This is a genomic window from Chitinilyticum aquatile DSM 21506 (genome assembly GCF_000430805.1).
Classification (GTDB): Bacteria; Pseudomonadota; Gammaproteobacteria; order Burkholderiales; family Chitinibacteraceae; genus Chitinilyticum; species Chitinilyticum aquatile.
This window is the reverse complement of record NZ_AUMS01000001.1, coordinates 336700-351343: the sequence shown is the minus strand read 5'-3', so window position 1 is coordinate 351343 and position 14644 is coordinate 336700. Positions and strand designations below refer to the sequence as shown.

The window sequence follows — 14644 nt, the reverse complement described above, 5'->3', positions numbered from 1 at the left end:
TCATGACTGCCAATGCTGTTTTGCAACTGGGGCTCTATCTGGGCCTGTTGCTTGTTCTGGGCTGGCCGCTTGGCCTGCTGATCAGCCGGGTGATGGCGGGAGCGCCGCCGGTGTGGCTGCGTTTCCTGCGACCGCTTGAGCGCGGTTTTTATCGCCTGGCCGGTGTGCAGCCTGCTGAAGAGCAGGGCTGGCGCAACTATGCACTGGGCCTGCTGCTGTTCAATTTCATCGGCGCTGTCGCACTTTACGGCCTGCAGCGCCTGCAGGGTGCCTTGCCGCTCAATCCGCAGGGTTTTGGCGGCGTATCGCCGGATTCGGCCTTCAATACGGCCATTTCCTTTGTCAGCAATACCAACTGGCAGGGCTACAGCGGTGAATCGACCATGAGCTATCTGACCCAGATGCTGGGGCTGTCGGTGCAGAATTTCCTGTCGGCAGCGACCGGCATTGTGGTTGCCATCGCGCTGATCCGTGGTTTTGCGCGCAAGACGGCGAACACCATCGGCAACGTCTGGGCCGATCTGACGCGAATCACGCTCTACATCCTGCTGCCGATTGCGTTGGTGATTGCGCTGCTGCTGGTCAGCCAGGGCGTGCTTCAGAACTTCAGGCCTTATCAGGAAGCAAGCACGGTTGAAGCGGTGAGTTTCCAGCAGGCGAAGCTCGACGCGGCCGGCCAGCCGATGAAGGATGAACAGGGCCAGACGGTGATGGAAACCGTGACTACCCAGACGCAAACCCTGCCGATGGGGCCGGTCGCTTCGCAGGAAGCCATCAAGCTGCTGGGTACCAACGGTGGCGGTTTCTTCAATGCCAATTCAGCGCATCCGTATGAAAACCCCACGCCGCTGAGCAATCTGATTGAAATGCTGGCGATTTTCCTGATTCCGGCGGCCCTGTGCTTCACCTTCGGCAGCATGGTTGGCGACCGCCGGCAGGGCTGGGCGATTCTGGCCGCGATGACCGTGCTCTTCGTGCTGGCGTATGGTGTGCTGGTCAGTGCCGAAACCGCCGGCAACCCTGCCTTTGCGAAGCTGGGTCTCGATAGCGTGGCCAATCTGGAAGGAAAGGAGGCCCGCTTCGGGATTGTCGCATCCAGCCTGTTTGCCACCATCACCACGGCGGCATCGTGCGGCGCGGTCAATGCCATGCACGACTCGCTGACACCGCTGGGCGGCATGGTTCCGACCTTGTTGATGCAGCTGGGCGAGGTGGTGTTCGGCGGCGTGGGTTCGGGCCTCTATGGCATGCTGGTCTTCGCCATCCTGGCGGTGTTCATCGCCGGGCTGATGGTCGGGCGTACGCCGGAATACCTCGGCAAGAAGATCGAGACGTTCGAAATGAAGATGACCGCACTGGTCATTCTGGTCACGCCCTTGCTGGTGCTGCTGGGTACGGCGCTGGCCGTGTCGGTAGCCTCCGGGCGCGCCGGGATCTTCAACCCGGGAGCGCACGGTTTCAGCGAGGTGCTGTATGCGCTGTCAAGCGCGACTAATAACAACGGCTCCGCGTTTGCCGGCCTGTCTGCCAATACGCCGTTCTACAACGTGCTGCTGGGGCTGGCGATGTGGTTCGGGCGCTTTGCCATCATCGTGCCAGTGCTGGCGATGGCTGGCGCACTGGCGGCCAAGAACCGCCTGCCGGTCAATGCCGGCACGCTGCCCACGCACGGCCCACTGTTCGTGACGCTGCTGGTGGGCGCCGTGCTGCTGGTGGGAATGCTGAACTACATCCCCGCGCTGGCGCTGGGCCCGATCGTCGAACATCTGCAGATGCTGGGCCATTGAGGCTGACTGGCGATTCTGTCCTGAATATGTGGTGGCGGGCCGTGCCTGCCACCGGAGAGGATTCAAAATGACGAGCAAGAAATTATCACTGCTTGATCCTGCGCTGGTGAAACCGGCGGTGATCGAGTCGTTCCGCAAGCTTTCGCCGCAAGTGCAATGGCGCAACCCGGTCATGTTTGTCGTGTATGCCGGCGCAATCCTGACCACCTTGCTGCTTGGGCAAGCGCTTTTTGGCAAGGGCGAGGCACCAGGCGGCTTTATCGCCGCCATCACCCTGTGGCTGTGGTTTACCGTACTGTTTGCCAATTTTGCCGAAGCCCTGGCCGAAGGACGCAGCAAGGCTCAAGCGGCGAGCCTGCGCAGCAACAAGAAAAACGTGCTGGCCAAGAAACTGAAAATCGCGACGCATGCATCGGGCTATGAAGTCACCGACAGCGCCAGCCTGCGCAAGGGGGACGCCATTCTGGTGCAGGCCGGTGACGTGATCCCGGCCGATGGCGAAGTGCTGGAAGGTGTGGCATCGGTTGACGAATCCGCCATTACCGGCGAATCGGCACCGGTGATCCGCGAGGCCGGTGGCGATTTTTCGGCCGTGACCGGAGGTACCCGCGTACTGTCGGACTGGATCGTTGTCAGGGTAACGGCCAATCCGGGCGAGGCCTTTCTGGACCGCATGATCGCGATGGTGGAAGGCGCGAAGCGCCAGAAAACCCCGAACGAAATCGCGCTAACCATCCTGCTGGTGGCACTGACCATCGTGTTTCTGGTCGTGACCGTCACGTTGCTGCCGTTTTCGCAATTCAGCGTGCTGGCGGCTGGCAGTGGCGAGCCTGTATCGCTCACCGTGTTGGTATCGCTGCTGGTGTGCCTGATTCCGACGACCATTGGCGGCCTGCTGTCGGCCATTGGCGTGGCCGGCATGAGCCGCATGCTGGGTGCCAATGTGATTGCGACTTCAGGGCGCGCGGTGGAGGCCGCCGGTGATGTGGACGTGCTGCTGCTCGACAAGACCGGCACGATCACGCTTGGCAACCGCCAGGCGGTGCGCTTCATTCCGGCACCGGGCGTAACGGAAGCCGATCTCGCTGATGTAGCACAACTGGCGTCGCTCTCAGATGAAACCCCGGAGGGCCGCAGTGTGGTGGTACTGGCGAAGCAGCAGTTCAATCTGCGCGAGCGCCAACTGCTGAGCCACGAGGTCGAATTCATCCCCTTCAGCGCCCACACTCGAATGAGCGGTGTCAATTACGACAACCGACAGATCCGCAAGGGGGCGACCGATGCCATCCGCAAGCATGTGGCCGCACAGGGGGGGCATTTCCCGGAAGAAGTCGCCCGGCAGGCCGATGAGGTGGCCCGGCGCGGCGCGACCCCCTTGCTGGTGTGCGAAAACGCTCGCGTCATGGGTGTGATCGAACTCAAGGATATCGTCAAGGGCGGTATCAAGGAACGCTTTGCCGAGCTGCGCGAAATGGGCATCAAGACCGTCATGATCACCGGCGACAACCCGCTGACCGCCGCAGCCATTGCGGCCGAAGCCGGCGTGGATGATTTTCTTTCGGAGGCCACGCCGGAAGCCAAGCTGGCGCTCATCCGCCAGAATCAGAGCGAGGGCAAGCTGGTCGCCATGACCGGTGATGGCACCAATGATGCGCCGGCGCTGGCGCAGGCTGACGTGGCGGTGGCTATGAATACCGGCACGCAGGCCGCCAAGGAGGCCGGCAATATGGTCGACCTGGACTCCAACCCGACCAAGCTGATCGAGATCGTCGAAATCGGCAAGCAGATGCTGATGACGCGCGGCTCGCTGACGACCTTTTCGGTCGCCAACGATGTGGCCAAGTATTTCGCCATCATCCCGGCCGCGTTCGCGCTGACCTACCCGCAGCTCAATGCACTGAACGTGATGGGGCTGAATTCGCCGGCCTCGGCGATTCTGTCAGCGGTGATCTTCAACGCGCTGATCATCGTGTTCCTGATTCCGCTGGCGCTGCGTGGCGTGAGCTACAAGGCGCAGGGCGCGGCACAGCTGCTGAGGAACAATCTGCTGATCTACGGTCTGGGCGGGCTGATCGTGCCGTTTGCCGGCATCAAGCTGATTGACATGCTGCTGGGCCTGACCGGTTTGGTCTGATTCCCATAAATAATGATGGGTATAGGTCTGCAGCCAAATAAATGAAATAGCTACAGAGATATACCCATAAGGTAATGGCAGGGTTGCGCCATCCGGCGCGCCCGCCACACAATCAAGGAGATTGCCATGCTGCAACACCTTCGCCCCGCACTGAACATTTTTGCCCTGCTGACTTTCTTGACCGGCGTGGCTTATCCGCTGGCAACGACAGGCCTTGCCAAAGTCCTTTTCCCGTATCAGGCCGGCGGCAGCCTGATCGAGCATGACGGCAAGACGGTCGGCTCAAGCCTGATCGGGCAATCCTTCACGGGAGATCACTATTTCTGGGGGCGTCCGTCCGCGACCGGGCCGATGCCGTATAACGGCGGCGCATCGGGTGGCTCCAATCTTGGTCCGACCAATCCCGCGCTGCTGGATGGCATCAAGGGGCGTGTCGAGGCGCTGAAAGCGGCGCACCCCGGAGAGAAGGGCGTCGTGCCCACCGATCTGGTGACCACCTCGGCCAGTGGCCTCGATCCGCACATCAGCCCGGCTGCGGCCACTTACCAGCTGGAGCGTGTGGCCACGGCCCGCAATCTGCCGGTGGAGCAGGTGCGGAAACTGGTCAGCGAGCACACGGATGGCGCACAATTCGGCATTCTGGGCGACCCGGTCGTCAATGTACTTGAACTCAATCTGGCACTGGATGCGCTGCAACGATGAGCGAAAACAACCGCACCGACTCGGCGCGACCTGACCCCGATGCGCTGCTCGCCGAGCTGCAGCGCGAAGAAGCCAGATCCAGCCGGGGCAAGCTCAAGATCTTCTTCGGCGCCTGCGCTGGTGTTGGGAAAACCTATGCCATGCTGGCGGCAGCACAGGCCAGGCTGCGCGAAGGAGTCGAAGTGCTGGTCGGGGTGGTGGAAACGCATGGCCGCGCCGAAACGCAGAAAATGCTGCAGGGTCTCGAAGTCCTGCCCGCACGGGCGCAGGAATACCGCGGACGCACGCTGCCGGAATTCGACCTTGATGCGGCACTGCTGCGCCGGCCGGTACTCGTGCTGGTGGATGAGTTCGCGCACAGCAATGTGCCTGGCAGCCGGCATGTGAAGCGCTGGCAGGATGTCGATGAATTGCTGGCGGCTGGCATCGACGTCTATACGACACTGAATGTGCAGCATCTGGAAAGCCTGAACGACATCGTCGGTCAGATTACCGGCATCATCGTGCGCGAAACCGTGCCTGACCACATGTTCGATGCGGCCGACGAAGTGACGCTGGTCGATTTGCCACCCGAGGAGCTGCTTGATCGTCTCAGTCAGGGCAAGGTCTATCTGGGCGAGCAGGCGGGGCGCGCTGCACAGCATTTTTTTCGCAAGGGCAATCTGCTGGCGCTGCGGGAACTCGCCCTGCGTCGCACGGCTGACCGTGTCGATGCGCAGATGCGCGCCTACCGCGCCGATCAATCCATCCAGCCGGTCTGGCAGGCACGCGAGCGTTTGCTGGTGTGTGTCGGCCCAGGTGCCGATGCGGAAAAACTGATCCGCAGCGCGGCACGGCTCGCTGCCAGCCTGCATGCCGACTGGCTGGCGGTCTACGTCGAAACGCCGGCCCTGCAGCGACAAGTCAAGCAGCAGCGCGAACGGGTAATTGCAAACCTGCGGCTGGCGCAGGAAATGGGCGCCGAGACCAGTGTGCTGGCCGGCGCGGAGCTGACCGTGACACTGCTGGCTTTTGCCCGCAGCCGCAATGTTTCCAAGCTGGTGGTCGGCAAATCGCTGCGCAGTGGCATCTCCCGCCTCTGGCGTCAGCCTTTGTCGGAACGGCTGGCGCAGCGCGCGCAGGATGTCGATGTGTATGTGGTCGCGCACGAACTGGCCGGTGACGAAGCACCGCCGTCGCGGCGTTCGGCCAGCAGCCTGTTTTTTGGCGACGAGAAGCCCTCGCAGCGCTGGCAAGGGTATCTGGCCGCAGTCTTTGCCTGCGGCCTGACATCCGCATTGGCAGCGGCACTCCTGAATGTGTTTGACCCGGCCAATGTGGTGATTGTATTTCTGCTGACGGTGGTGCTGGTTGCCATCCGCTTCGGCAGGGGGCCGGGGATCGCCGCCTCGTTTCTCAGCGTGCTGGCATTCGACCTGTTTTTTGTACCACCGCAATTATCACTCACGGTCAATGACACCCAGTATCTGTTCACCTTTGTCTTGATGCTGGGGGTGGCCCTGATCATCAGCCAGCTCGCCGCGCGGCTGCAGTTTGAAGCCCGGATTGCCACCTACCGCGAACGGCGCACGCGGGCACTCTACGAACTTGGCCGGGATCTGGCCGGGGCGCTGACGGCGGCCAGTGTGGTTGAAATCGGCTTGCGCAAGCTGGAAGAGCTGTTTGCGGCCCGTCTGTTGTTGCTGTTGCCGGATGCCCAAGACAAGCTGCAGGCTGCCGGCGAGCTGGGCAGCTTCGATCTCGGGCTGGCCCAGTGGGTGTTCGATCATGCCGAGCCGGCAGGCATGGGTACGCAAACCCTGCCGGCTGCCGGTGCGCTCTACATACCCCTGAAGGCACCAATGCGGCTGCGTGGTGTGCTGGCGCTGGTGATCGACGATCACGCCCTGATCGCCACGCCCGAGCAACAGCGCCTGCTGGAAACCTGCGCCAGCCAGATTGCGCTGTCGCTTGAGCGCGTTCATTACGTCGAGGTTGCCCAGGATGCCATTGTTGCGATGGAATCCGAACGTCTGCGCAACAGTGTGCTCTCTGCCGTATCGCACGATTTGCGTACGCCCTTGACCAGCCTGATCGGCATGCTCAGTCTGCTGCAGTCGGAAAAGCTCGATGCCGGCGAGCAGCGCTCAGCACTTGGCGCGATGAATGATGAAATCCTGCGCATGAACAGTCTGGTTACCAATCTGCTGGATATGGCCAGCCTGCAGTCGGGCGTGAAGCTCAAGCGTGAATGGCAGTTGCTGGAAGAAGTGATCGGCAGTGCCGCGCGTGGCTGCGCCGGCCAGTTGCAGCAGCACCGCTTGCGGGTCGAGTTGCCGCGCGATCTGCCCATGATCGAGTACGATGCGGTTCTGATCGAGCGCGTGCTGGTCAATCTGCTGGAAAATGCGGCCAAATACACCCCGGCCGGGTCGGAAATCGTGATCAGTGCCCGCATTGAGGGCGAGCAGGTCGCCGTGAGTGTCTGCGATGATGGTCCGGGACTGCCGGCCGGTGCTGCCGAGCGGCTATTCGACAAATTCACCCGCGGTACCACTGAGTCATCCACCCCGGGCGTAGGGCTGGGTCTGGCCATCTGCCGCACGATCATCGCTGCGCACGGCGGCGGCATCCACGCGGAAAACCGCCAGCCGCACGGCGCTGCCTTTACCTTTACCCTGCCGCGCGGTACGCCGCCGGCGCTGTCCCTGGATGCCGAATGAACGACCTGACCATCACCGTGGTGTTTATCGAAGACGAAGCGCCGATCCGGCGCTTTCTGCGGACCACGCTGGAGCACGCCGGCATGCAGGTTTTCGAGGCTGAGAACGGGCAGCGCGGCCTGTTGGCGGTGGCCAGCCGCAAGCCCGATCTGGTGATACTCGATCTCGGCCTGCCGGACATGGACGGTGTTGAAGTTATCCGCCAACTGCGCGACTGGACGGCGCTGCCGATCCTCGTGCTCTCGGCGCGCGCACAGGAGGCGGAAAAAGTGGCCGCACTGGATGCAGGGGCTGATGATTATCTGACCAAGCCTTTCGGGGTGGACGAATGCCTTGCGCGCATCCGCGTGCTGCTGCGCAGGCATGCCGGCAGCAGCGCGAAGAACGAGCAGGTGTTCGTGTTCGGCTCGGTGCAGGTGGATCTGGTGCAGCGACAGGTCAGCAAAAACAGCCAGTCCATCCACCTCACGCCCATCGAATACCGCCTGCTGACCACGCTGATCCGCCACGCCGGCAAGGTGATGACGCACCGCGAGCTGCTGCGCGAAGTCTGGGGGCCGAACCATAGCGAATCCAGCCAATATCTGCGTGTCTACATGGGACACCTGCGGCAGAAGCTGGAGGACGACCCGGCGCTGCCACGGCATATCCAGACCGAAACCGGTGTCGGCTACCGGCTTGCACCCTGATTGTCGCTGAAGTGGCCTCGCAAGGCGCAGAGGGCGGGCTTCTGCTAAAGTAGCGGCCATATTTCAGTTCAGAGCAGGAAGCCGCCCCATGATCATCGTCATGCAGTACCACGCCACCGACGCGCAGATTGCCAATGTTGTTGACCACATCCGCGAAGCGGGGTTGCAAGAGCATGTTTCGCGCGGGGCGGAGCTGACCATCATCGGCGCCATTGGCGACGAGGACAAGCTGGACATGCCGCGTTTCGAGCGCCTGGACGGCGTGGATCGCGTGACCCGGGTGGCCAAGCAGTACAAGATCGTTTCGCGTGTAACGCATCCGGATGGCTCCATCATCAAGATTCGCGGCATTCCGCTGGGTGGCGAGCAGATCCAGGTGATTGGCGGTCCGTGCTCGGTTGAAACGCCGGAGCAGATGGCGCTGGCCGCTCAAGGTGTGGTGGATGCCGGCTGCCGCATGATGCGCGGTGGCGCCTTCAAGCCGCGCACCAGCCCGTATGCCTTCCAGGGCCTCGGTGTGCAGGGGCTGGAATACCTGAAGGAAGCCGCTGGCCGTCACAATCTGCCCATCGTTACCGAGCTGATGGATGTGCGCATGCTCGACACCTTCATGGAATACGACGTCGACGTCATCCAGATCGGCGCGCGCAATATGCAGAATTTCGATCTGCTGAAAGAAGTGGGGCGCGTGAACAAGCCGGTAATCCTCAAGCGCGGCCTGTCGGCCACGATCAGCGAATGGCTGATGGCCGCCGAATACATCGCTGCCGGCGGCAACCACAACATCATTTTCTGTGAGCGCGGTATCCGCACTTTTGAGACCGCGTATCGCAACGTGCTCGACGTGACTGCGATTCCGGTTCTCAAGCGCGAAACCCATCTGCCGGTGATCGTCGACCCGAGCCATGCCGGCGGCAAGGCATGGATGGTCGCCTCGCTGTCGCAGGCGGCAATTGCCGCCGGTGCTGACGGCCTCCTGGTCGAAATGCACCCGAACCCGTGCGAAGCCTGGTGCGATGCCGATCAGGCGCTGTCGCCGGACGAACTCAAGCAGCTGATGGCCACACTGAAAGCCATTGCTGCCGCGGTGGGGCGAATCTTGTAAGACATGGACCTGGCAATGAATCCTGTAAACAAACTGGTGCTGCTGGGCACCGGGCTGATTGGCGGCTCCTTTGCGCTGGCCTTGAAGCGCGCCCGCCTGGTGAACGAAGTGGTCGGCGTCGGCCGCAGCATGTCCAACCTCGAGCGTGCGATCGAACTGAAGGTGATCGATTCGGCCAGCCTGGATGCGGCCAGCGCCGTACAGGGTGCTGATCTGGTCATGCTGGGAACGCCGGTCGGCCAGATGGGCGCGCTGATGCAGCAGATTGCCCCGCATCTTGCTCCGGATTGCATCGTGACTGACGGTGGCTCGACCAAACAGGATGTCGTCGCGCTCTACCGCCAGCATCTGCCGCAGCAATTGGCGCACTGCATACCGGGTCATCCGATTGCCGGCTCGGACCTGAGTGGTGCTTCGGCGGCGCAATATGGCCTGTATGAAGGTAGACGTGTTGTGCTGACTGCCTTGCCGGAGAATACCCAGGAGAGTATTGCGCGCGTGCGCGCGCTGTGGGAAGCCTGCGGCGCGGTGGTACATGAACTGAGTGCGGAAGAACACGACGGCATTTTCGCCTGCGTCAGCCATGTGCCGCATCTGCTGGCGTTTTCCTACATGAATGCCGTACTGGATCGTGACAATGCCGATCGTTGCCTCGATTTTGCCGCCACGGGCTTTCGCGACTTCACTCGCATCGCCGGCTCGCACCCCGAAATGTGGCGCGACATCACGCTGGCCAACCGCGACGCCATCCTGCGTGACCTGAACGCCAACCGCGCGCGGCTGGATGAACTGATCGCGCTGGTTGAAAGTACCGATGCTGACGCGTTGACTACCTTCATTGATCGCGCCAGCAAGGCGCGCAGCAAGTGGGGCAAGCCCGGGGGCTGAAGACGCGGCCGGCTGTGTCTGCGCACGGCAGACATTGCCTCTGGCCGATACGTGGACCCGTATGCCCGTTCAGCGATTATAATGAAAGGGTTGTGGTTGCATACCCTTGTTACTGCCATGTGCAAGGCCTGCCCGCCACGCCAGGCTGCGCCGGCAGGCACTGGCAACTGGTGCACGATGAAGCTGCGAACATCCCGCAAGGCAGCGCATTTTTATCCGCTCTTGCCATAATGGCTTGCAGGTATATCCGGCCGGCATTTCTTCGGCCAGACTCTGCCCATTCGCTCACCAGCAGGAGTAGTCCAGATGGTCTATCAGGCAGCTGCAAACCGTTATGAACCGATGCCTTACCGACGCTGTGGCCGCAGCGGCCTCAAGCTGCCGGCGATTTCGCTGGGCCTGTGGCACAACTTTGGCGAGAACCGGCCCTACGACAACAGCCGCGCGATGCTGCTGCACGCTTTCGATCACGGCGTGACGCATTTTGATCTGGCCAACAACTACGGCCCGCGTCCCGGTGCGGCAGAGGAAACCTTCGGGCGGGTACTGGCGCAGGATCTGCGGCCGTATCGCGACGAGCTGATCGTCTCCACCAAGGCTGGCTGGCAGATGTGGGAGGGGCCGTATGGCGAGTGGGGTAGCCGCAAATACCTGATGGCGAGCCTTGACCAGAGCCTCAAGCGCATGGGCCTCGATTATGTGGATATTTTCTATTCGCACCGTCCCGATCCGGAAACACCGATGGAAGAAACCATGGGGGCGCTTGATGCCATCGTGCGGCAGGGCAAGGCGCTGTATGTGGGCATCTCGTCCTATTCCGCCGAGCAGACCGCCGAGGCTGCTCGCATCCTGAAGCAGCTGGGTACCCCTTGTCTGATCCACCAGCCAAGTTTTTCAATGTTCGACCGCTGGATCGAAAACGGCCTGACCCGTGTGCTGGACGAGCAGGGCATCGGCTCGATTGCCTTTTGCCCGCTGGCGCAGGGTTTGCTGACCAGTCGTTATCTGAATGGTATCCCAGAGGATTCCCGTGCCGGCTCAGTCGACAACCCCTTCCTGACGCCGGAAAAAGTCGAGGCGAGACTTGCGCAGGTGCGGGCCCTCAATGCTCTGGCCGAAGCGCGCGGGCAGACACTGGCACAGATGTCGCTGGCCTGGGCGCTGCAAACAGTGACCTCGGTCATTATCGGCGCGAGTCGCGTCAGTCAGATCGAGGAAAATCTGGGTGCAGTGCGCAAGCTGGATTTCACGGCCGGCGAGCTGGCACGCATTGAAGAAATACTGGCAACTGTATAGGCTTGCGCCTTTCGTTTTTAAAAGGTTCAGGGGCTATACCCATGAATATTCCTGTTATCGCCATTGATGGTCCGTCGGCCTCCGGCAAGGGTACGGTCGCGCAGCGCGTTGCCGCCGAGCTGGGTTTTCACTATCTGGATTCCGGCGCACTCTACCGCCTGACGGCACTGGCCGCGGAAAAAGCGGGTGCCGGCTGGGATGACGAGGCCGCCGTTGCCCGCGTGGCTGCCGCGCTGGATGTGGTATTCGATGGTGACGTCGTTTTGCTGGCCGGTGAAGATGTCAGCACAGAAATCCGCAGCGAACACATCGGCGTCGGAGCGTCGAAAGTGGCCGCCCTGCCGGCGGTGCGTAGCGCACTGTTGCAACGTCAGCGCGACTTTGCCCGCGCACCTGGCCTGCTTGGTGATGGTCGCGACATGGGTGAGGTCATCTTTCCGCAGGCTGAGCTGAAGGTATTTCTGACCGCAACGCCCGAAGCCCGCGCCGAGCGCCGCTACAAGCAGCTGATCGCTCGCGGTGAGGCGGCCGACCTTGCCGCCATCACGGCCGACCTGGCCGCACGCGACGAGCGTGACCGCAATCGGCTCGTTGCACCGCTGCGGCAGTTGCCGGATGCGAAGCTGCTCGATACCACCGCAATGGGAATCGATGAGGCGGTTGCAACGATATTGCGCTGGTGGCGGGAGAAATAATCACTAAAGGCTTGATCGGAAAAAAGGATTTCTTTAAAATACTGCCTTCGCTGCTGGTTGTTCCGGTGGCGGATGTGCCCCGCAAGGGGTGTTTGCTGGCCGGATGCGCAACGCTTTCCGGCCTTTTGTCCAACTAACCCCGCTCGCAGACGTCTGTCTGGCGAGTATTTGGATCCTATCCCAATATGACTACAGCTACTTTGTCCGGTATGGACAGTTTTGCCGCCCTGTTTGAAGAAAGCCTCAAGAGCCAGGAAATGCGCTCCGGTGAAGTGATCACCGCCGAGGTTGTTGGCATCGACCAGAACTGGGTAACTGTCAACGCCGGTCTGAAGTCCGAGTCCCTGATTGCCCTCGAAGAATTCAAGAACGACAACGGCGACGTTGACGTCAAGATCGGCGATTTCGTGACCGTTGCTATCGATAGCCTGGAAAACGGCTACGGCGAAACTAAGCTCTCCCGTGAAAAAGCCAAGCGCCTGGCTTCGTGGATCGAGCTGGAAGATGCTCTGGAAAAGGGTGCGATCATGTCCGGCGTTATTTCGGGCAAGGTCAAGGGCGGCCTGACTGTCATGGTCAACGGTCTGCGCGCATTCCTGCCGGGTTCGCTGGTTGACACCCGCCCGATCAAGGACACCACTCCGTTCGAAGGCAAGCTGGTTGAGTTCAAGGTTATCAAGCTCGATCGCAAGCGCAACAACGTGGTTGTTTCCCGTCGTGCCGTACTGGAAGAATCCCTGGGCGAAGAGCGTCAGAAGCTGCTCGAAACCCTGAAGGAAGGCGCGATCATCAAGGGTATCGTCAAGAACATCACCGACTACGGTGCGTTCGTTGATCTGGGTGGTATCGATGGTCTGCTGCACATCACCGATCTGGCATGGCGCCGTGTCAAGCACCCGAGCGAAGTTCTGGCTGTGGGTGATGAAGTTGAAGCCAAGGTTCTGAAGTTCGATCAAGAGAAGAACCGCGTATCCCTGGGTCTGAAGCAACTGGGTGAAGATCCGTGGGTGGGCCTGTCCCGTCGTTATCCGCAAGGCACCCGTCTGTTCGGCAAGGTGACCAACCTGACCGACTACGGCGCGTTCGTTGAAATCGAACAAGGTATCGAAGGTCTGGTACACGTGTCCGAAATGGACTGGACCAACAAGAACGTTCACCCGTCCAAGGTTGTTCAGCTGGGCGACGAAGTCGAAGTCATGATCCTCGACATCGACGAAGAAAAGCGTCGTATCAGCCTCGGCATGAAGCAATGCCTGGCCAATCCGTGGGAAGAGTTCGGTCAGAACTTCAAGAAGGGCGACAAGCTGCAAGGCGCGATCAAGTCCATCACCGATTTCGGTGTGTTCGTTGGTCTGCCGGGCGGCATCGATGGCCTGGTTCACCTGTCCGACCTGTCCTGGCACGTTGCCGGCGAAGAAGCCGTTCGCAACTACAAGAAGGGCGATGAAGTCGAAGCCGTGGTTCTGTCCATCGATATGGAAAAGGAACGCATCAGCCTCGGCATCAAGCAGCTCGAAGGTGATCCGTTCAACAACTACGTAGCAAGCAGCGACAAGGGTGCAATCGTCAAGGGTACCGTGAAGTCCATGGATGCCAAGGGCGCAACCATCCAGCTGGCCGACGATGTTGAAGGCTATCTGCGCGCCACCGAAGTATCGCGTGACCGCGTTGAAGACATCCGTACCGTCCTGAAGGATGGCGAGGAAGTCGAAGCCATGATCATCAACGTTGATCGCAAGAACCGTTCGATCAACCTGTCGATCAAGGCCAAGGATGCCGGCGAAGAGAAGGCTGCCATCAGCCAGCTCACTTCCGATGCCAGCGCTGGTACAACCAACCTCGGCGCACTGCTGAAGGCCAAGTTGTCCGGTCAGGAATAAGGTTTGGGATTGTGACTGGCATGACCAAATCCGAACTCATCGCAAAACTCACCGCCCGCTATCCGCAGCTGGTGGCGAAGGATGCGGAGTTGGCCGTGAAGACGATACTCGATGCGATGGCCAAAAGCCTTTCGCAAGGTCAGCGTATCGAGATTCGTGGCTTTGGCAGCTTCGACCTGAACTATCGTCCGCCAAGAATGGGGCGCAATCCGAAATCCGGCACCAAAGTCGAGGTTCCGGAGAAGTTTGTTCCTCACTTCAAGGCTGGCAAGGAGCTGCGTGAGCGCGTTGATGTAAACGCGTAACGCATTCCGGCAACAAGAGAAAGGCGGCATTTGCAAGAATGCCGCCTTTTTTGCGCATTCCGCCATGAAATAAACCGGCGGTTTTCCGCTACAATACCCATCTGACTGCCATTTATGGATTTGCCATGCGATACCTGATGTGGGCCATCAAACTACTGCTGTTCTGCATTCTGTTTGTTTTTGCGATGCATAACGCTGACCCCGTCCGCCTGCATTTCTTCCTTGGCTACTATTGGGAAGCACCGCTTGCGCTGTTGCTGCTGATTACACTAGCCCTGGGGGCTGCGCTGGGCGTACTGGCCGGCCTTGGACAGCGCATCCGTCTGCGCCGGGAAGTCCTGCTGCTGCGCAAGGAAAGAAAGGCGCGTTTCGAACAAACCACAACACCGCTGCAGGGTATTACGGCTGATGCATCCCGCGACCCGGCCTGACCGCACTATTCATCCGCTTTCCATTTTCCG

Annotated in this window: 12 protein-coding genes; all 12 read left to right on the top strand. The window is 60.9% G+C overall.

Features of this window, described 5'->3' with window-relative positions:
* Positions 1-2 precede the first annotated feature (2 nt).
* Positions 3-1787, top strand: a complete 1785-nt coding sequence (kdpA, locus tag H559_RS0101745; protein ID WP_028451272.1) for a potassium-transporting ATPase subunit KdpA — start codon at positions 3-5, stop codon at positions 1785-1787.
* Between the two features lie 67 nt (positions 1788-1854).
* A complete protein-coding gene (kdpB, locus tag H559_RS0101740) occupies positions 1855-3921 on the top strand; it encodes a potassium-transporting ATPase subunit KdpB (RefSeq protein WP_028451271.1) in 2067 nt (688 codons plus the stop codon).
* A 126-nt stretch (positions 3922-4047) separates the two neighbouring features.
* The gene (kdpC, locus tag H559_RS0101735) at positions 4048-4623 is read left to right on the top strand and encodes a potassium-transporting ATPase subunit KdpC (RefSeq protein ID WP_028451270.1); all 576 of its coding nucleotides are present in this window, start codon (positions 4048-4050) and stop codon (positions 4621-4623) included.
* The gene (locus H559_RS0101730; protein ID WP_028451269.1) at positions 4620-7325 is read left to right on the top strand and encodes a DUF4118 domain-containing protein; all 2706 of its coding nucleotides are present in this window, start codon (positions 4620-4622) and stop codon (positions 7323-7325) included. Before kdpC ends, H559_RS0101730 begins: the two co-directional genes overlap by 4 nt.
* The gene (gene kdpE / locus H559_RS0101725) at positions 7322-8014 is read left to right on the top strand and encodes a two-component system response regulator KdpE (protein WP_028451268.1); all 693 of its coding nucleotides are present in this window, start codon (positions 7322-7324) and stop codon (positions 8012-8014) included. The genes H559_RS0101730 and kdpE overlap by 4 nt, the downstream gene beginning before the upstream one ends.
* A gap of 88 nt (positions 8015-8102) precedes the next feature.
* On the top strand, positions 8103-9119 hold the full coding sequence (aroF, locus tag H559_RS0101720) for a 3-deoxy-7-phosphoheptulonate synthase (RefSeq protein WP_028451267.1): 1017 nt from the start codon (positions 8103-8105) through the stop codon (positions 9117-9119).
* Positions 9120-9134: 15 nt separating this feature from the next.
* Positions 9135-10007: a prephenate dehydrogenase gene (locus tag H559_RS0101715; RefSeq protein ID WP_028451266.1), complete on the top strand. Its 873-nt coding sequence runs from the start codon at positions 9135-9137 to the stop codon at positions 10005-10007.
* A gap of 306 nt (positions 10008-10313) precedes the next feature.
* Entirely contained in the window at positions 10314-11303 is a 990-nt protein-coding gene (mgrA, locus tag H559_RS0101710; RefSeq protein WP_028451265.1) for an L-glyceraldehyde 3-phosphate reductase, read from the top strand.
* A 41-nt stretch (positions 11304-11344) separates the two neighbouring features.
* Positions 11345-11998, top strand: a complete 654-nt coding sequence (cmk, locus tag H559_RS0101705; protein WP_028451264.1) for a (d)CMP kinase — start codon at positions 11345-11347, stop codon at positions 11996-11998.
* 209 nt (positions 11999-12207) lie between these two features.
* The gene (rpsA, locus tag H559_RS0101700) at positions 12208-13878 is read left to right on the top strand and encodes a 30S ribosomal protein S1 (RefSeq protein WP_028451263.1); all 1671 of its coding nucleotides are present in this window, start codon (positions 12208-12210) and stop codon (positions 13876-13878) included.
* Between the two features lie 20 nt (positions 13879-13898).
* Positions 13899-14183 carry an integration host factor subunit beta gene (locus H559_RS0101695; protein WP_028451262.1) on the top strand — a complete coding sequence of 95 codons (285 nt, stop codon included), beginning with the start codon at positions 13899-13901 and terminating at the stop codon, positions 14181-14183.
* Positions 14184-14308: 125 nt separating this feature from the next.
* Positions 14309-14614, top strand: a complete 306-nt coding sequence (locus tag H559_RS0101690; protein ID WP_028451261.1) for a lipopolysaccharide assembly protein LapA domain-containing protein — start codon at positions 14309-14311, stop codon at positions 14612-14614.
* Positions 14615-14644: the final 30 nt, after the last annotated feature.